Below are 17,375 nucleotides of genomic sequence, written 5' to 3'. Positions count from 1 at the left end.
GCCCGGCCCCGTCGAGGACGGCGCGGGCCTCGAGGACCTCTTGGCGGTCTGGGGCAGCGGCCTGCGCAGCTCGGCCGCCCTGCTCCCGGTGCCGGGGGACGTCACGGGTCTGCCGCCCGCCGTCGCGGCGGCCGCGGTGGAGGCCGGCGAGTGCGTCCTGGCGCACGCCGCAGGGCGGTCCTGGGCGGCCGTCCCGGAGGTCATCGCGTTCGGGTCGGCGTTCGACACCGGTCACCTGGTGACCTGGCGCGTGCACGAGGTGCCGGACTGGCGTCCCCGGCTGCCCGGCGTCGTCGGCACGCTCAGCGAGGCGGAGCTCAGCCTGCGGGAGGCCATGCGCGAGGCCACCGAGGCGCTCGCACAGCTCGACGTCGCGCGCTGGCGCGAGGACGCGGCCGACGCGATCGCCGCGCTCCGGTCCGACGTCGGCGAGGGGTGGCACCTGCCGCCCGGGCTCGCCCCGCGTGCGGTGCGCGTGCTGGCGACCGCCGCGAGGCTGCGCGCCATGGTCGACCTCGCGACGGCGGACGACGGCGGCGCGGTCAACCTGTGGCAGGCCGACCAGCGCTCGGCCGCGCTGCGGCACGTCGACCACGCGGCGCGACGGGCCGTCGCCGCCGCGACCGCCCAGGCCGCCCCGCAGGACGACCCCCGACGCGCCCCCTGAGCGTGGCTCGGGCGGGAACGGCGCGGCTCAGGCGAGGACGCTGCGGTAGACCTCGACCGTCCGCTCGGCGATGGCGTCCCAGGCGAAGTGGTCCTCGACGCGCCGGCGGGCCGCGTGCCCCATCCCGGCAGCGCGCGCCGGGTCCGTGGCGAGCGCGGTGAGGGCGGCCGCGAGGTCGGCCACGAACCGCTCGGGGTGCACCGGTGTGCCGGTGCCGTCCTGGACCTGCTCGATCGGCACGAGCAGGCCCGTGACGCCGTCGTCCACGACCTCGGGGATCCCACCCGTCGCGGTGCCGACCACGGGCAGGCCGCACGCCATGGCCTCGAGGTTCACGATGCCGAGCGGCTCGTAGACCGAGGGGCACGCGAAGACGGTGCCCGACGAGAGCACCGCGACGAGCTCGTCGCGCGGCAGCATCTGCTCGATCCAGACGACGCCGTCGCGCTGCCGACGCAGCGTCTCCACCAGGCCCGTCACCTCGGCCATGATCTCGGGCGTGTCCGGCGCGCCCGCGCAGAGGACCAGCTGGACCTCGGGCGGCAGCGCCTCGGCCGCGCGCAGCAGGTACGGCAGGCCCTTCTGCCGCGTGATCCGGCCGACGAAGACGACCGACGGGCGGTCGGGGTCGATGCCCAGGCCGCGCACGACGTCGTCCGCACGCCGGAGCGCGTCGTCGCCCTCGGGACGGCGCCAGCCGGTCAGGTCGATCCCGTTGTGCACGACGTGGACCTTCGCGGGGTCCACCTGCGGGTAGCAGCGCAGGATGTCGGCGCGCATGCCGGCGCTCACGGCGATGACGGCCGCGGCGCCCTCGTACGCGGTCTGCTCGGCCCAGCCGGACAGCGCGTAGCCGCCCCCGAGCTGCTCGGCCTTCCACGGCCGCAGCGGCTCGAGGCTGTGGGCGCTGACCACGTGCGGGATGCCGTGGAGGAGCCCCGCCAGGTGACCGGCGAGGTTCGCGTACCAGGTGTGGGAGTGCACGAGGTCGGCGCCGGCCGAGTCCCCCGCCATGAGCAGGTCGACGCCGAACGTGCGCAGCGCGGGGTTGTGCGACGCGAACCCACCGGGCACGTCGTACCCGGTGACGCCGTCCTCCGTGCGCTCGCCGTCGAAGCAGCGCACCCGCACGTCGAGGTGCCGCCGCAGCACGGCGCTCAGCTCCGCGACGTGCACGCCCGCACCGCCGTACACGTGGGGCGGGTACTCCCTTGTCAGCAGGTCGACGCGCACAGCGACACGCTAGCGCCCCGGCGCGCGATCGTCTGGCCGAGCGGGGCGTCCAGCCCTAGGGTCACGGGTATGGCAGCGCCGCGCGTCCTGGCAATCGTCCTCGCCGGTGGCGAGGGCAAGCGACTCATGCCCCTGACGGCGGACCGGGCCAAACCCGCGGTGCCGTTCGGCGGCATGTACCGACTGGTCGACTTCGCCCTCTCGAACCTGGTCAACTCGCACTACCTGCAGATCGTCGTGCTGACGCAGTACAAGTCGCACAGCCTCGACCGGCACGTGGCCAAGACCTGGCGCATGTCACCCCTGCTGGGCAACTACGTGGCCCCCGTCCCGGCGCAGCAGCGCGTGGGCAAGCACTGGTACCTGGGCAGCGCGGACGCCATCTTCCAGTGCCTGAACATCATCACGGACGAGCGGCCCGACGTCGTCGTGGTCGTGGGCGCGGACCACGTCTACCGGATGGACTTCGAGCAGATGGTCGACGCGCACCTCGCGTCGGGCGCCGAGTTCACCGTCGCGGCGATCCGTCAGCCGATCTCGCTCGCCGACCAGTTCGGCGTGATCGAGACCCGCGCGGACGACCCGACGAAGATCAACGCCTTCCTCGAGAAGCCGACCAACCCGACGGGGCTCGCCGACTCCCCCGGCGAGATCCTCGCCTCGATGGGCAACTACGTGGCCGACGTCGACGCGCTCGTCGAGGCCGTCTCCAAGGACGCCGAGAGCCCGACGTCGCGGCACGACATGGGCGGCGACATCGTGCCCTACTTCGTCGAGCGCGGGACCGCGGGCGTCTACGACTTCATCCGCAACGACGTGGCCGGCTCGACCGACCGCGACCGCGACTACTGGCGCGACGTCGGGACGCTCGACTCGTACTACGACGCGAACATCGACCTCATCTCGGTCAACCCGGTGTTCAACCTGTACAACACCGCCTGGCCGGTGTTCAGCGGGTACGCCCAGCTGCCGCCGGCGAAGTTCGTGCACGCGGGCCCGGGCCGGCTCGGGCACGCCGCCGACTCGCTCGTGTCCCCGGGCGTCATCGTCTCGGGCGCGACGGTCACCGGCTCGGTCCTGTCGCCCGGGGTGTACCTGCACTCGTGGGCGTCGGTGAGCGACTCGGTCGTCATGGACGGCACGACGGTCGGCCGGCACGCCCAGGTCCACCGGGCGATCCTCGACAAGAACGTCGTCGTCCGGGAGCGCGCGCGTGTGGGCCTCGACCCCGAGCACGACCGGGCGCGCGGGTTCACGGTCACGGACACGGGCATCACGGTCGTCCCCAAGGGCACGGTCGTCGAGGCCTGAGCACGGTCGGGACCGCACGCGTCGTCGGGTCGTGAGAACGGGCGCGGCGGCGTCCGTGCGCGCGGCTACCCTGCACGCGTGACTGCAGCAGGCGGGACCGACGTGCGCGTCGTCGTCATGGACGTCGACTCGACGCTCATCACCGGTGAGGTGATCGAGATGCTCGCGGGGCACGCCGGGTCGCGTGCGGCCGTCACCGAGATCACCGAGCGCGCGATGCGCGGCGAGATCGACTTCGCGACCTCGCTCCACGAGCGGGTCGCCACCCTCGCCGGGCTGCCCGTCTCGGTGCTCGACGACGTCCGCGGCGAGATGGAGCTGACGCCGGGCGCGGAGCGGCTCGTCGCCGAGCTGCACCGGCGCGGGTGGCCGGTGGGCCTCGTCTCGGGCGGGTTCCACGAGCTCGTCGACCCGCTCGCCGAGCGGCTCGGCATCGGGTTCGTCCGGGCCAACCGGCTGGAGGTGGTCGACGGGCGCCTCACCGGACGGGTGCGCGGCCCCGTCGTCGACCGCGACGCGAAGGCGCACGCACTCGCCGAGCTCGCCGCGACCCACGGTGTGCCGATGGCGCGCACGGTCGCGATCGGGGACGGGGCCAACGACCTCGGCATGCTCGCGGCCGCCGGCCTGGGCATCGCGTTCAACGCCAAGCCGGTGGTCTGCGCGCAGGCCGACCACGCCGTCCTCGACGCACCGCTCGACGCCGTGCTCGTCCACCTCGACGCGCCGCCGGTCGGCAGCCCGGGGGCATGACCCGCGGCCTGGACCTCGCCGAGCGGTTCTACCACCGCGCCGTCCTCCCGGTGCTCGAGGCGTGGCGCCCGCTCCCCCACACGGCGTGCCTGGTCGGCGCCGGCTCGGAGGTCCTCGGCTACGACGACGAGCTCTCGACCGACCACGACTGGGGCCCCCGCCTGCAGCTCCTGCTGCACCCCGACGACCACGCGGCGCACGCGGACGCGCTCGTCCGCGTCCTGGCCGAGCGGCTGCCGCCACAGCTCGACGGCTGGTCGGTGCACTTCGCACCCCCCGACGACGACGACGGGGGAACGCGCGTGCGCTCCCCGCACCTCGAGGGTCCCGTGGCGCACCGGGTCGAGGTGCTCACGCCGGCGTCGCTGGTCGAGCGGCTCCTCGGGCGCCGGGCCGCCGGCCTCGCCGCGGGCCGGACGCTCACGACGGCGGAGTGGCTCGCGGCGCCCCAGCAGCAGCTGCTCGCGCTGACGGCCGGCCGTGTGCTCCGTGACGACGTCGGGCTGGGGCGGGTGCGCGACGCGCTCGCCTGGTACCCGGACGACGTGTGGCGCTACCTCATGGCGGCCGCCTGGTCGCAGGTGGGCGAGGACGAGCACCTCGCCCCGCGGGCGGGCCACGCGGGTGACGACCTCGGCTCACGGCTCGTCACGGCGCGCCTGGTCCGGACCCTCATGCAGCTCGCGTTCCTGCAGGAGCGTCGCTACGCGCCGTACGCCAAGTGGTTCGGCACCGCGTTCGGCCGCCTCGCAGCCGCGGCCGAGGTCGGGCCGCACCTGCGGGCCGCCCTCGAGGCCCCGGGGTGGACCGAGCGGAACGCGCAGGTCGCCGCCGCGGCCGAGCTGCTGGGCCGGCGGCACGACGCGCTGGGACTGACCGCGCCGCTGCGGATCACCGCGCACGCGTTCCACGACCGTCCGTTCACCGTCGTCGGCGGAGAGCGTGCCGCGGCGGCGCTGCTGGACGGCGTGACCGATACGGACGTCCGGCGGCTGGCCGACCTGCGCCCGATCGGGGGCGTCGACCAGGTGACGGCGAGCACCGACGTGCTCGTGGACCCGACCTGGCGCGACCGGCTGACCGAGCTGTACGAGCTCGGTCCGACCCCCGAGGCCTGAGCGCCCGTCGCATCCCTGGGAGACCATGGACCCCGTGACGCTCCACCGGTACGAGGTCGAGGTGCTGCACCTGCTCGTGTCGCCGCAGCACGCGTACTTCGGCCGCGCGCGCGACGGCGCGGCGGACGTCCCGACGACGGATGCCGACACGGTCGAGGTGGTCGCGGGCAAGGGGATCGTCGGCGACCGCTTCTTCGGCAAGGCCGCGCACATGGACGCCGCCGTGACCCTCATCGCCGTCGAGGGCCTCGAGGCGATGGCGGCCGAGCTGGGCGTCGCACCGTTCGACCCGCTCCTCACCCGGCGCAACGTCGTCCTGCGCGGCGCCCACCTCGCACCGTTGCTGGGCGAGGAGGTGGCGCTCGAGTCGCGCGGCGACACGGTGCGGCTCCGGGTCGGCCGCCCCGCGAACCCCTGTGCCTGGATGGACCGCATGCTCGCCCCGGGTGCGCACGCAGCCATGCGCGGTCGCGGCGGGGTGCGCTGCCAGCCCGTCACGAGCGGCCTGCTGCACCGAGGTACGGCGACGCTCGTGAGCCCGGTCGAGCTCGATCCCGCGCGCGCCGGCGAGGCCGCCCGGCGCCTGCCGTCCCGGTTGCCGTAGCGAGCCACCCGGCGCTCTGTCCGCGCTGCCGCCCGGCACCCTCGGATCGGCCCGCGAGGGCGGCTCCTCGCCCACAGACCGATTGACAATCGATAGCAACCGAGCGAGACTCGATGCAATCGGTGTGGCGACCCGCCGCGCCGACCCTCCTGAGGAGCTGAGGACCATGCGCCATCCTGACGACGCGGTGCTGCGCCGCCTGGTCCACGAGCCGGCCGGCGTCGCGGATACCGACCGCGAGCACGTCACGGCCTGCCCGCAGTGCCTCGACGGCCTCGCGATCGTCGCGGGGCGGCCGCACCCGGGAGGGGCGCCGACGGTGCCCGGGGCCGACCGCCGGGACGCGCGGTCCGCGCCACGGACGCGCGGCGGGGACCCGCTCTGGCGTCGCCCGGCGGTCGCGGTCACCGCGTTCGCCGTCGTCCTGGCGGGCGCGGGTGCCGCGGCCGCGAACGACTGGCTGCCGATCTTCCGCACCGAGGAGGTCGTCCCCCTGGAGGTCGGCGCCGACGACCTCGTCGACCTCCCGGACCTCAGCGCGTACGGCGACGTCGTCGTCACGCAGGACGGCGACGTCGAGGCCGTGCAGGACGCCGCGACCGCGGCGGCGCGGACGGGCCTCGAGATCCCCGAGCCGACCACGCTCCCCCGCGGGGTGACCGGCGAGCCGGCCGTCCAGGTGGGCGGCGAGGTCGAGGCCACGTTCACGTTCTCCGCGGAGCGTGCCGCGCGGGCCGCTGCCGACGCCGGCGAGACGCTGCCGCCCACGCCCGCCGGGCTCGACGGCAGCCAGGTGCGGATGGTCGCCGGCCCGGGCGTCGCGCTGACGTGGTCCCACCCCTCGGGCGCCCCCTCGCTCGTCGTCGCACGCGCCGTGGCGCCCACCGCGAGCTCGAGCGGCGTCTCCTTCGAGACGGTCCGCGACCACGTGCTGTCCCTCCCCGGCGTCCCCGAGGACCTGGCCGCACAGTTGCGGGCCTTCCCGGCGGACGGCTCGACCCTGCCCCTGCCGGTGCCGGCCGACCGCGCGACCTCGTCGACGGTCGACGTCGGGGGCGTGCCCGCCACCGTGGTCGAGACGCACGACCGCTCCATGGCGGCGGTCGTCCAGGTCGAGGACGGGGTCGTCACGGTCGTCGCCGGACCGCTGGGCGCCGACGAGGTGCTCGCCGTCCTGCGCGACCTGCGCTGACCGTGGCGACCGGACCCACGGCCGGCCCGCCGGCCGACGTCGCGGCGCGCGAGACCGCGGCCCGGCTCGTCGCCGAGCTGCCGCCGTCGAGCGCGATCTGGGCCTCGGGCCTGCGCAAGAGCTACGGCCGCCGCCCGGCCGTGGAGGAGGTCTCGCTCGAGGTCCGCCGCGGCGAGGTGGTCGGGCTGCTCGGGCCCAACGGCGCCGGCAAGACCACGGTCATCAAGATGCTCCTCGGCCTCGTCCGTGCGGACGGCGGCGAGGCGATGCTGCTCGGCCGTCCCACGACGGACCCGGCGGCCCGCGCGCGGGTCGGCTACCTGCCCGAGCTGTTCCGCTACCAGCCGTGGCTCAGCGCCACCGAGGTCATGGCGCTCCACGTGCGGCTCGCGGGGGTGACCGTGACGCCTGCCGAGCAGCGCGAGTGCCTGGCCCTCGTGGGCCTCGCCGAGCGCTCGCGGGACCGCGTGGGCGGCTTCTCGAAGGGGATGCAGCAGCGGCTCGGGCTCGCCGTCGCGCTCGTGGCCCGGCCCGAGCTGGTGGTCCTCGACGAGCCGACCAGCGCGCTCGACCCGCTCGGTCGCGCCGACGTGCGGGACATCGTGCTGGACCTCCGGTCGCGCGGCGTGGCGGTGCTGCTCAACTCGCACCTCATCGGCGAGGTCGAGCGCGTCTGCGACCGGGTGGTGATCCTCGACCGCGGCCGGGTCGCGGCCTCCGGCACGCTCGAGGACCTCCTGGGCAGGCGCGAGGTGCGCCTGCACCTCGTCGACGCCTCGCCCGCGGTGCACGCCCGCTTGGCCGCGACCGGCACGGTCGAGCAGACCGGTGACTGGTACGCCGTCACCCTGCCGGTCGGCACCGGCGGCGCGACCGACGACGACGCCGTCCCCCACCTGGTCCGCGACCTCGTCGCCCTGGGCGCCCGCGTCCACGCCGTCGAACCGGGTCGGGTCAGCCTCGAGGAGCGGCTGCTCGACATCCTGAGAGCCGGCGCGACCGCACGCTCGGAGGCCGACGCGTGACCGGCGTCCGGACCGTGCTGACCATCGCCGGCCTCACGTTGCGCGAGGCTCGCCGCAGGCGGGTCGTGCTGGCGCTCGCCGTGCTCACGGTGCTGCTGCTCGGGCTCAGCGGCTGGGGCTTCTCGCGGCTCGCGGCCGAGTCCGGCCTCGACACGCTCACGAGCGGTCAGGCGAGGCTCGCGGCCTCGCAGCTGCTCAACCTCGTGATGTTCGGCCTCAGCCTGATCGCAGCGCTCGGCACGGCGTTCCTCGCCGGCCCCACGCTCGCCGGCGAGACCGAGTCGGGCATCGCCCTGTCGGTGCTCGCACGGCCGGTGCGGCGTCACCAGGTGCTGCTCGGCAAGTGGCTCGGACTGGTGACGTTCGGGAGCGCGTACGTCGTCCTGGCCGGCCTCGCCCAGTGCCTCGTCGTCCTCGCGACCGTCGACTACTGGCCGCCCCGGCCGGCCGCCGCGCTCGCCCTGCTCGCGGCGCAGACCGTCGTGCTGCTGACGCTCGCCGTCCTCCTCTCGACCGTCGTCTCACCCATGGCCTCGGGCGTGGTCGCGGTGGGTCTCTTCGGCGCGACGTGGATCGCCGGCGTCGTCGGCGGCGTCGGCGCAGCGTTCGGGAACGAGGGCGTCGCACGCGTCGGCACCATCTCGCGGATGGTCCTGCCGACCGACGGCCTGTGGCGCGGTGCGATGCACGGCTTCCAGGACTCCGCGGCGATCGCGCAGGTCGGCGCGGAGATGGAGGGCTTCCCCTTCCTCAGCGACGCACCCCTGACGGGCGCGTACCTCGCGTGGGCGGCCGTGTGGGTCGCGATGGTGTGGGGCCTCGCCGCGATCTCCTTCCAGCGGCGCGACCTGTAGTCGCCCGTCGTCGTCGGGCGGTCAGGCCTGTCCGACGCGCCGGTCCGCGGCGGCCGCGAGCAGGAAGAACGCCTGGGCCTCGGCGGAGCGGCCGGTGCGGTCGAAGTGGGGCGACCCGGCGACCGGGCGGACGAGCCCGTCGTCCCCCACGCCCCGACCGGCCGCCCGGCGCAGGTCCCGGCCGACCTCCGCCCACGACGCGTCCAGCCAGCCGTCGGCGACGCCGGTGAGCACCGCGTAGGCCAGCATCTGCGCCAGGTTGGCCTCGACGAACGACGTCGGGTCGTCGACGACGTCGTGGAACAGGCCGTCCGCGCGCCGGTGCTCGAGGCACGCCTCGACGACCTCGAGCGCCTGCCGCGCGAGCTCGCCGCGGTGCGGCGCGGCGGCCTCCTCGCGCCACGCGCGCGCGAGCCCGGCCGCGACCCAGCCGTTGCCTGTGCCCCAGTGCTGCGGGGCGACGAGGGCCGACGTCGGCTCGTCCCAGCGGGCCGCGTAGAGACCCCCCGCGCCGCGCAGGCGTGCGCGGTGGCCGGCGAGCTGGGCCATCGCGAGCTCCGGCCGCCCCAGCCGGAACAGCGCGGGCACGAGCATGTACACCGAGTCGGTCCACATCTGCTCGCCACCCGTGGGGTGGAAGAGCGTGCCGTCCGCGGCACGCGGGCAGCCGCGCTCGAACCAGTCGAGCTGCCGCGCGAGCCCGTCGGCGAGGTCGGCGCGCCCCGTGCGCGCCGCCTCGACGGCGACGGCCTCCACCAGGGCGCCGCAGTTGACCAGCCCGCCGCCATCCACCTCGGCGAGGCGGCCCTGCGCGTCCTGCCGCACGACGGCGTCGTCCGCCATGACCGCGACGAGGTCGTCGCGGCCGAGGTCGAGCGCGGCGTGCGTCGCGACCCCCTGCTCCCACGAGAGCCGCTGCATCGCGAGCAGCGCCCGGAGCACGGCGGCCTCGGTCCCGTCGGTGCGCACCGCCGTCGGCTCCATCACGCGCGCTCCGAAACGCGGGCTGCGTCAGGCAGGGCGGACGACGTCGACCAACGTCGCGCCGCCGCGTTCGAGCGAGGCCCAGTCCTCGACCTCGAGCACCGCGTACGCCGCGGTGGGCAGCCCGGCGCGGACCGTGGCCCGCGCGGCCTCGCCGCCCTCGCCGGACCGGGACAGCCCGGCGGCGGTGCCGGACATCGTCGGCTCGTGCCCGACGACGAGCAGCGTCGCGACACCCGGGTCGACGCCGCGCACGAGGTCCAGCACGTCCGCGACGTCCGCCTCGTAGAGCCGGTCGCTGACGTCCACGTGGGGCGCGACGGCGGTCCCGAGGGCGCCGCGGACGAGGTCCCACGTCTGGCGCGTGCGGACCGCGGACGAGACGAGCACGTGGTCCGGAACCAGTCCCGCCGCCGCGAGGGATGCGCCCACCGAGCCGCACTGCGTGCGTCCGGCCAGCGCCAGCGGGCGCAGGGCGTCCCCGGCTCCGTTGCCCGCCTCGGCCTTCGCGTGGCGCAGGAGCACGAGCCGGCGGCCGCCGGGGCGCGCTGGGGTCACCTCAGAGCCCCATGGCGTGGAAGCCGCCGTCGACGTGCACGATCTCGCCGGTCGTCGCCGGGAACCAGTCCGAGAGCAGCGCCGCGACGGCCCGCGCCGTCGGCTCCGGGTCGTGCGCGTCCCAGCCGAGCGGGGCGCGCTCGGGCCAGCCGCCCTCCATGGACTCGAAGCCGGGGATCGACTTGGCGGCGGTCGTGCGGATGGGGCCGGCCGACACGAGGTTCACGCGGATCCCCTCGGGGCCCAGGTCGCGCGCGAGGTAGCGCGCCGTCGACTCGAACGCCGCCTTGGCGACACCCATCCAGTCGTAGACCGGCCAGGCGTACCGGGCGTCGAACGTGAGGCCGACGACCGAGGACCCGCGACCCATGAGCGGCTGGGCCGCCACGGCGAGCGCCTTGAGGGAGTAGGCCGAGACGTGCAGGGCGGTCGCGACGTCGTCCCACTCACCCGCGAGGAAGTTGCCGCCCATCACCGACTGGGGCGCGAAGCCGATCGAGTGCACGACGCCGTCGAGGTGGTCCGTGTGCTCACGGACTCGGTCCGCGAGGGCGGCCAGGTCGTCGGTCGACGTCGCGTCGAGCTCGACGACGGGTGCCGCCTGGGGCAGCCGCTTGGAGATCGCCTGCGTGAGCCGCAGCTGCCGACCGAACGAGGTCAGGACGACCTCGGCCCCCTCCTGCTGGGCGAGCCGCGCGACGTGGAACGCGATCGAGCTGTCCATGAGGACGCCCGTGACCAGGAGCTTCTTGCCGTCGAGCAGACCCATCGAGCCGCTTCCCTTCGTGGATGTCGAACCAGTGGGCGGGTGCGCCCTCAGTGACCCATGCCCAGACCGCCGTCGACCGGGATGATCGCGCCGCTGACGTACGCCGCGTCCGGCGAGGCGAGGAAGTGCACGACGCCTGCGACCTCGTCCGGCTGGGCGAACCGCCCGGCCGGGATCGCTGCACGGTAGGCCTCCTGCCGCTCCTGCGGCAACGCGGCGGTCATGGCCGTGTCGATGAAGCCGGGGGCCACGACGTTCGCGGTGATCCCGCGGCCGCCGAGCTCGCGCGTGATCGAGCGCGCCATGCCGACGAGCCCCGACTTGGAGGCCGCGTAGTTGACCTGGCCCGGGCCGCCGTACATGCCGACCACGGACGAGATGAGCACGATGCGACCGCGGCGCAGGCGGATCATGCCCTTCGAGGCCCGGCGCACGCAGCGGAAGGTGCCGGTGAGGTTGACGTCGAGCACCTGCTCGAACTCCTCGTCCGTCATGCGCATGAGCAGCTGGTCGCGCGTGACGCCCGCGTTGGCCACGAGCACCTCGACGGGTCCGTGCGCCGCCTCGACCTCGGTGAAGGCGGCGTCGACCGCGGCGGTGTCCGTGATGTCGCCGACGACGCCGAGCACGCCCTCCGGGAGGTCGCCGCTGCGGTAGATGGTCGCGACCTTGTCCCCGGCCGCGACGAACCGCTCCGCGATCGCACGCCCGATGCCGCGGTTGGCGCCGGTCACCAGCACGCTGCGGGGGACGGTCTGGCCAGGCTGCTCGGTCACGGTGGCGCTCCACTCCTCGTCGTACGGACCGCGTGCGATCCGCGCCGGTCGCCCGACGACCGACGGGCGACCGCGCGTGCCGGTCCGCAGCCGAACCTAGCCGACCGGACCGTCCCGCCGACGACCCGCCCGAGTCGCGGGCGACGGGTAAACTCATGAGGTGAACCGCACCGGTCTCCCCCGCCGTGGCAGCGCCACGGCCCCGCGCCGGACGGGCCGGCAGGAGACGCCCGTCCAGTCGATCACCGGCGCAGCGGAACCCCTCACCGACGACATCGCGCGCCGCACCCACCGCTACCTGGTGCAGATGACCATCCGCGTCGTCTGCTTCGTGGGAGCCGTGGCCGTGGACCACTGGACGCGCTGGGTCCTCCTCGTGGGGGCCGTCGTGCTGCCGTACGTCGCCGTCCTGCTCGCGAACGCCGGCCGCGAGCGCACGCAGGGGCCGGACCCCTACCTCGCCCAGGCCGCGCTCCCCGCGGCTCCGCCGGCCGACCGCCTCCCCGGCGGGCCGAGCGGGGGGACGCCGTGACGGCAGGAGCGGGGCCGCGACCGGACGGCTCACCCGAGCCCGGCCCGGAGGCGCCCGAGGACCTCCTCTGCAGCGCCAAGGGCTGCCGCGCGGACGCCACGTGGGGGCTGCGCTGGAACAACCCGAAGCTGCACACCGCGACCCGGCGCAAGGTCTGGCTCGCGTGCGACGTCCACCGCGCGCACCTCGAGCAGTTCCTGTCCGCCCGCGGCTTCCACCGGGACACCGTCGCCGTCGGCGACCTCGGGCCCGGCGACGGCTGACGGCTCGCGCACGGCATGGACGACGTCACGACGCGCTCGGTGGGGCCCGGGACCCTGCGCCACGCCGCCCGCGTGCTGCTCGCCGCGCTGCTGGTCGCCGCCGTCTGCACCGCGGCGGGCCTGTGGCAGTGGAGCCGTCACGAGACCCGCAGCGCCGCGATCGCCCTCGTCGAGCGCAACTACGGCGCCCAGCCGGCGCCGCTCGAGGACGTCCTCGACGGCACCGCCGTCAGCGCGGACGACGTCTGGCGTCCGGCCGAGGTGCGCGGCGAGTACCTGCCGTCACCGGTCCTGCTGCGCAACCGGCCGGTCGACGGGCACGCCGGGTTCCACGTGCTCGCACCCCTGCTCGTCGGCGAGGGGCCGCTGACCGGGTCCGTGCTGGTGGTCGACCGCGGCTGGGTGCCGCTGGGCGAGGACGGCGGCACCGTCGACGCGCCCGCGCTGCCCCGCGGCACCGTCGACGTCGTCGTGCACGTCCGTCCCGGCGAGGCCGCGTCCGAGCGCGACGCGCCCGTCGGCCAGGTCCAGGCGATCGCACCCGACCAGGTGCGTGCCGCCGCGGTCGGGGCGTCCGAGGCCCTGGACTGGCCTGCCGACGCGACGCTCCGTGCCTACGGGGCTCTCGTGAGCGAGGACGGTGCGCGCCCGACCGACGTCGGCTCGCTGCCGGAGCCGAGCCGGGACCCGGGGTCCCACCTCTCCTACGCCTTCCAGTGGTGGGTGTTCGCGCTCGGGGCGCTCGGCACGGGCGTCGTGCTCGTGGTGCGTGGGGTGCGCGAGCGCGCGGACGGGCTCACCGACGCGGTCGCGGACGACCAGGCGGCGGGCGGGACGGACCAGCCCGAGGTCGGCACCGCGGTCGCGGCGGTCGCCGTCGGCCGACGCCCGACCAGGACGCGACGACGGCCCACGGCCGAGGAGGAGGAGGACGCCCTCCTCGACGCGCAGACCGACGCCCACAGCAACGCCCGGACGCAGCCGCCGCTCGGGTCTCCCGGCCCGGCGCAGCGCGGTCAGGAGCCGGCGGGCAGGGTCAGGAGCGGTTCTCCTTGAGCGCGGCGCGCCGCGCCTCGGCCGCCGCCCCGCGCGTGGCGCCTCCGCGCGTCCGCATCGTCACGCCCTGCTCGGCGAGCACCCCGTGCACGAACCCGTACGACCGGCCGATGTCCTCGGCCATCGAGCGGATGCTCTCGCCGCGGTTGTAGCGCTCGACCAGCGAGGCGGCCAGGTCCTGCCTGCCCTCACCGGTGATCCGTGATCCCTTGGGGAGCTTCTCAGTCATCGTCGTCCTCCAGGCCCGGGTCGAACGGCCCGCCGGGCCGGGCGGGAGCCCGGCCGACGTCGTCCGGCCCGACCGTCCCGGCTGGTCAGGACGAACCGGACGAGCTCACGCGAGCGAGATCAGGTCCGCGTAGCTGTCGTTCCACAGATCTTCGTCGCCATCGGGCAGGAGCACCACTCGTTCGGGCGACAGGGCGGTGACCGCACCCTCGTCGTGGGTGACCATGACGACCGCGCCCGTGTAGCCGCGCAGCGCCTCGAGCACCTCGGCGCGGCTCGCCGGGTCCAGGTTGTTGGTGGGCTCGTCGAGCAGCAGCACGTTCGCCGAGGACACCACGAGCGCCGCGAGCGCGAGCCTGGTCTTCTCGCCGCCCGACAGCACGCGCACGGGCTTGTCCGCGTCGTCGCCCGAGAAGAGGAAGGAGCCGAGGACCGAGCGCACCTGGGTGTCGGTGAGGTCGGGTGCCGAGTGCCGCAGGTTCTCGACCACCGTGCGCTCCGTGTCGAGCGTCTCGTGCTCCTGCGCGTAGTAGCCGAGCTTGAGGCCGTGCCCGGGGACGACCTCGCCGGTGTCCGCCGCCTCGACGCCCGCGAGCAGGCGCAGCAGGGTCGTCTTGCCGGCGCCGTTGAGCCCGAGGATCACCACCCGGCTCCCGCGGTCGATCGCCAGGTCGACGTCGGTGAAGACCTCGAGCGACCCGTAGGACTTGCTCAGGCCGGTCGCGGTCAGCGGCGTGCGGCCGCACGGGGCCGGCTCGGGGAAGCGCAGGCGCGCCACCCGGTCCGACACCCGCTCCGCCTCGAGGCCGGACAGCAGGCGCTCGGCCCGGCGGGCCATGTTCTGGGCCGCCGTCGCCTTGGTGGCCTTGGCACGCATCTTGTCCGCCTGCGCGAGCAGCACCGTCGCCTTCTTCTCGGCGTTGGCGCGCTCGCGCTTGCGGCGGCGCTCGTCGGTCTCGCGCTGCTGGAGGTAGGCGTCCCACCCGAGGTTGTACTGGTCGAGCTCGCCCCGGTTCGCGTCCAGGTGGAACACCTTGTTGACCGTCGAGCGCACGAGGTCGACGTCGTGGCTGATGACCAGGAACCCGCCCGAGTAGGAGCCCAGGTAGTCCCGGAGCCACACGATCGAGTCCGCGTCGAGGTGGTTCGTCGGCTCGTCGAGCAGCAGCGTCTCGGCGCCCGAGAAGAGGATGCGGGCGAGCTCGACGCGGCGTCGCTGACCGCCCGAGAGGGTGCGCAGGGGCTGGGAGAGGATGCGCTCGGCCAGACCGAGGTTGGAGGCGATCCGGCCGGCCTCGCTCTCGGCCGCGTAGCCGCCGGCCGCGGTGAACCGGGCCTCGAGGCGCGAGTACCGGTCCATGGCGGCGTCGCGGGTCGCGTCGTCGGCGCTCGCCATCTCGCCCTCGGTGCTGCGCATGCGCCGCACGATGTCGTCGAGGCCCCGCGCGGACAGGATGCGGTCCATCGCGACGACCTCGAGGTCGCCCGTGCGCGGGTCCTGCGGCAGGTAGCCGACGTCGCCCGTGCGCACCACCTGACCCGACGTCGGCTGGCCCTCGCCCGCCAGGACGCGGGTCAGCGTGGTCTTGCCGGCACCGTTGCGGCCGACGAGGCCGATCCGGTCGCCGGCCGCGATGCGGAACGAGGCCTTCTCGAGGAGGACGCGTACACCGACACGCAGCTCGACGTCATGGGCGGTGATCACTGAGGTTTCCTCCGACGGGCGCCCTGCCGCCTTGTGGGCGGGCACAAACGTCGCTCATCCTACGACCGGCTAGCGTGACGACCCACCTCGATGTGCCGTCGCAGGCACGCGGGCCGTCCGGCACGCGCCGGGACCACCGTCGGCCGCACGGCCGACGACGCCGCCCCGGTTGCCGCCGGGGCGCCGAGACGACGGAGGACCCATGGCACACACGCCCGAGGCCGCGCTGCCCGACGAGCGCCCCGGACCCGCCGCTCCCCTGCCCGCCGTCCGCTCGTCGGCCGCGACCGACGTCGCGCTCGTGGCGACGTTCGCGGCCTTCATCGCCGTGTGCGCGCTGCTGCCCGGGATCCACCTGCCCGGCATGTCCGTCGCGATCACGCTGCAGACCCTCGGCGTCATGCTCGCCGGGCTGGTGCTCGGGCCCGTGCGTGGCACGCTCGCCGTCCTCCTGTACCTCGCGGTGGGCTTCGCCGGCATCCCGGTCTTCTCGGAGGGCACGGGCGGCCTCGCGACCTTCGGCAAGGTCTCGCTCGGCTACCTGCTCGCCTTCCCGCTCGCGGCGGCGCTCGCCGGTTTCCTGGCCTCGCGCGCCACGCGCGTGCGACCCCCGCTGCGTCCCGTCGTGCTCTTCCTCAGCGCGACGGCCGGGAGCCTGCTCTTCATCCACCCGCTCGGCATCACGGTCATGGGCGCGCGCATGGGTCTCGACGCCGGCGAGGCCGTCGCCATGGGCGCCGTCTTCCTGCCGGGTGACGTCGTCAAGAACGTGGTCGCCGCGCTCGTCGCCGCCGCTGTGTTCCGCGCGTTCCCCGACATGCTCGAGCGCCGCCGCTGACCGGCTCCCGCGGCCCCGGCACCGCCGGACCCGTCGTGCGGCCGCGCCGTAGGCTCGTGCCGTGATCGAGCTGCTCGACGCGACCGTCACGGTGTGGGCCGCGGGCCACGACACCGGCGCACCCGGCGCGCCGTCGGAGCACGTCGTCACGCTCCTCGAGCCGACGACGCTGCGGCTGACCGAGCGCCGCGTCGCCGTCGTCGGCGCGAACGGGTCGGGCAAGTCGACGCTCGCCCGCCTCGTGAACGGTCTGGTCCTGCCCTCGGCGGGGTCGGTCCTGGTCGACGGCCTCGACACGGCGCGCGACGGTGCCGCGGTGCGCCGCCGGGTGGGATTCACGTTCACCGACCCGGACGCGCAGATCGTCATGCCCACGCCGCGCGAGGACGTCGCGCTGTCGTTGCGACGCCTCGGACTGCCCGCCGCCGAGCGCGACGCACGGGCGCGCGACGTGCTCACGCGCTACGGCCTCGGCGACCGGGCCGAGGTACCCGTCCACGCGCTGTCCGGCGGGCAGAAGCAGCTCCTCGCGCTCGCCACCGTGCTCGCGACCGAGCCCGCCGTCCTCGTCTGCGACGAGCCGACGACGCTCCTCGACCTGCGCTGGCGGCGTGCGGTCGACGCGCTCCTCGACGGGCTGGACCTCCAGCTCCTGCAGGTCACGCACGACCTCGACGCGGCGCGCCGGGCCGACCGCGTCCTCGTCGTCGACGGCGGCGCGGTGGTCGCCGACGGGGCGCCGGACGAGGCTGTCGACCACTACGTCGCGCTCATGACGGGCCGACCGCTGCGCGTGGGCGACCGGCCGGGCGGCCACCCGTGACGACGCCCGCCCGCCCGCGCCGCGGAGGCTCGCGGTGGACCGGCCCGCTCGGCCTGCACCATCCGGGGACCACGTGGCTGCACCGC

20 protein-coding genes are annotated in these 17,375 nt (G+C 75.3%); 13 read left to right on the top strand and 7 right to left on the bottom strand.

The features are described from left to right. On the top strand, positions 1 to 667 hold a 667-nt coding region (locus ICW40_RS06695), incomplete at its 5' end, for a hypothetical protein (protein ID WP_221653055.1). 27 nt (positions 668 to 694) lie between these two features. On the opposite strand, the gene glgA is transcribed toward ICW40_RS06695, so the two are convergent. Further along, positions 695 to 1,900, bottom strand: coding sequence for a glycogen synthase (glgA, locus tag ICW40_RS06690; protein ID WP_221653054.1), 1,206 nt, complete (start codon positions 1,898 to 1,900; stop codon positions 695 to 697). 69 nt (positions 1,901 to 1,969) lie between these two features. Between glgA and glgC the strand changes: the two genes are divergently transcribed. The 7 genes from glgC (at position 1,970) to ICW40_RS06655 (ending at position 8,757) form a co-directional block, all read left to right on the top strand. Then, positions 1,970 to 3,211 (top strand): glucose-1-phosphate adenylyltransferase, encoded by a 1,242-nt coding sequence (gene glgC, locus ICW40_RS06685; protein WP_221653053.1) that lies wholly within the window; start codon positions 1,970 to 1,972, stop codon positions 3,209 to 3,211. 78 nt (positions 3,212 to 3,289) lie between these two features. Beyond that, positions 3,290 to 3,964, top strand: a complete 675-nt coding sequence (serB, locus tag ICW40_RS06680; RefSeq protein WP_308121671.1) for a phosphoserine phosphatase SerB — start codon at positions 3,290 to 3,292, stop codon at positions 3,962 to 3,964. Continuing rightward, positions 3,961 to 5,082 (top strand): DUF4037 domain-containing protein, encoded by a 1,122-nt coding sequence (locus tag ICW40_RS06675; protein ID WP_221653052.1) that lies wholly within the window; start codon positions 3,961 to 3,963, stop codon positions 5,080 to 5,082. Before serB ends, ICW40_RS06675 begins: the two co-directional genes overlap by 4 nt. A 25-nt stretch (positions 5,083 to 5,107) precedes the next feature. Beyond that, on the top strand, positions 5,108 to 5,686 hold the full coding sequence (locus ICW40_RS06670; protein WP_221653051.1) for an MOSC domain-containing protein: 579 nt from the start codon (positions 5,108 to 5,110) through the stop codon (positions 5,684 to 5,686). A gap of 166 nt (positions 5,687 to 5,852) precedes the next feature. Continuing rightward, the gene (locus tag ICW40_RS06665; RefSeq protein ID WP_221653050.1) at positions 5,853 to 6,878 is read left to right on the top strand and encodes a hypothetical protein; all 1,026 of its coding nucleotides are present in this window, start codon (positions 5,853 to 5,855) and stop codon (positions 6,876 to 6,878) included. Positions 6,879 to 6,880: 2 nt separating this feature from the next. Continuing rightward, a complete protein-coding gene (locus tag ICW40_RS06660; protein WP_221653049.1) occupies positions 6,881 to 7,903 on the top strand; it encodes an ABC transporter ATP-binding protein in 1,023 nt (340 codons plus the stop codon). Continuing rightward, positions 7,900 to 8,757: an ABC transporter permease subunit gene (locus tag ICW40_RS06655; RefSeq protein ID WP_221653048.1), complete on the top strand. Its 858-nt coding sequence runs from the start codon at positions 7,900 to 7,902 to the stop codon at positions 8,755 to 8,757. The genes ICW40_RS06660 and ICW40_RS06655 overlap by 4 nt, the downstream gene beginning before the upstream one ends. 21 nt (positions 8,758 to 8,778) lie before the next feature. Here the strand turns inward: ICW40_RS06655 and ICW40_RS06650 are convergent, their stop codons facing one another. Genes ICW40_RS06650 through fabG form a run of 4 tightly spaced genes read right to left on the bottom strand, consistent with a single transcriptional unit; the run spans position 8,779 to position 11,844 of the window. After that, entirely contained in the window at positions 8,779 to 9,741 is a 963-nt protein-coding gene (locus ICW40_RS06650) for a glycoside hydrolase family 88 protein (RefSeq protein WP_260458881.1), read from the bottom strand. A 27-nt stretch (positions 9,742 to 9,768) separates the two neighbouring features. Continuing rightward, positions 9,769 to 10,299 carry a SixA phosphatase family protein gene (locus tag ICW40_RS06645; protein ID WP_221653046.1) on the bottom strand — a complete coding sequence of 177 codons (531 nt, stop codon included), beginning with the start codon at positions 10,297 to 10,299 and terminating at the stop codon, positions 9,769 to 9,771. Position 10,300: 1 nt separating this feature from the next. Continuing rightward, positions 10,301 to 11,068 carry an enoyl-ACP reductase FabI gene (gene fabI, locus ICW40_RS06640; RefSeq protein WP_221653045.1) on the bottom strand — a complete coding sequence of 256 codons (768 nt, stop codon included), beginning with the start codon at positions 11,066 to 11,068 and terminating at the stop codon, positions 10,301 to 10,303. 47 nt (positions 11,069 to 11,115) lie between these two features. After that, positions 11,116 to 11,844, bottom strand: coding sequence for a 3-oxoacyl-ACP reductase FabG (gene fabG / locus ICW40_RS06635; protein ID WP_221653044.1), 729 nt, complete (start codon positions 11,842 to 11,844; stop codon positions 11,116 to 11,118). Positions 11,845 to 12,004: 160 nt separating this feature from the next. Between fabG and ICW40_RS06630 the strand changes: the two genes are divergently transcribed. Genes ICW40_RS06630 through ICW40_RS06620 form a run of 3 tightly spaced genes read left to right on the top strand, consistent with a single transcriptional unit; the run spans position 12,005 to position 13,695 of the window. Next, positions 12,005 to 12,376 carry a DUF3099 domain-containing protein gene (locus ICW40_RS06630; protein ID WP_221653043.1) on the top strand — a complete coding sequence of 124 codons (372 nt, stop codon included), beginning with the start codon at positions 12,005 to 12,007 and terminating at the stop codon, positions 12,374 to 12,376. Beyond that, a complete protein-coding gene (locus ICW40_RS06625) occupies positions 12,373 to 12,639 on the top strand; it encodes a hypothetical protein (protein ID WP_221653042.1) in 267 nt (88 codons plus the stop codon). Before ICW40_RS06630 ends, ICW40_RS06625 begins: the two co-directional genes overlap by 4 nt. A 15-nt stretch (positions 12,640 to 12,654) precedes the next feature. Then, on the top strand, positions 12,655 to 13,695 hold the full coding sequence (locus ICW40_RS06620) for an SURF1 family protein (RefSeq protein ID WP_221653041.1): 1,041 nt from the start codon (positions 12,655 to 12,657) through the stop codon (positions 13,693 to 13,695). Here the strand turns inward: ICW40_RS06620 and ICW40_RS06615 are convergent. Continuing rightward, complete coding sequence (locus ICW40_RS06615; protein ID WP_221653040.1) at positions 13,676 to 13,924, bottom strand: helix-turn-helix domain-containing protein; 249 nt, start codon at positions 13,922 to 13,924, stop codon at positions 13,676 to 13,678. The two genes, ICW40_RS06620 and ICW40_RS06615, sit on opposite strands and share 20 nt — an antisense overlap. Before the next feature lie 105 nt (positions 13,925 to 14,029). Continuing rightward, entirely contained in the window at positions 14,030 to 15,628 is a 1,599-nt protein-coding gene (locus tag ICW40_RS06610) for an ABC-F family ATP-binding cassette domain-containing protein (RefSeq protein WP_221653039.1), read from the bottom strand. Between the two features lie 202 nt (positions 15,629 to 15,830). Here ICW40_RS06610 and ICW40_RS06605 point away from each other — a divergent pair, with 202 nt between their 5' ends. Both ICW40_RS06605 and ICW40_RS06600 read left to right on the top strand, forming a co-directional pair. Then, entirely contained in the window at positions 15,831 to 16,466 is a 636-nt protein-coding gene (locus tag ICW40_RS06605; protein WP_221653038.1) for a biotin transporter BioY, read from the top strand. Between the two features lie 61 nt (positions 16,467 to 16,527). Next, entirely contained in the window at positions 16,528 to 17,289 is a 762-nt protein-coding gene (locus tag ICW40_RS06600; RefSeq protein ID WP_221653037.1) for an energy-coupling factor ABC transporter ATP-binding protein, read from the top strand. Positions 17,290 to 17,375: the final 86 nt, after the last annotated feature.

The sequence above is a fragment of the Actinotalea ferrariae genome (assembly GCF_019733465.1).
Classification (GTDB): domain Bacteria; phylum Actinomycetota; class Actinomycetes; order Actinomycetales; family Cellulomonadaceae; genus Actinotalea; species Actinotalea ferrariae_A.
The sequence above is the reverse complement of the archived record's forward strand: the minus strand, read 5'-3'. Positions and strand labels throughout refer to the sequence as shown.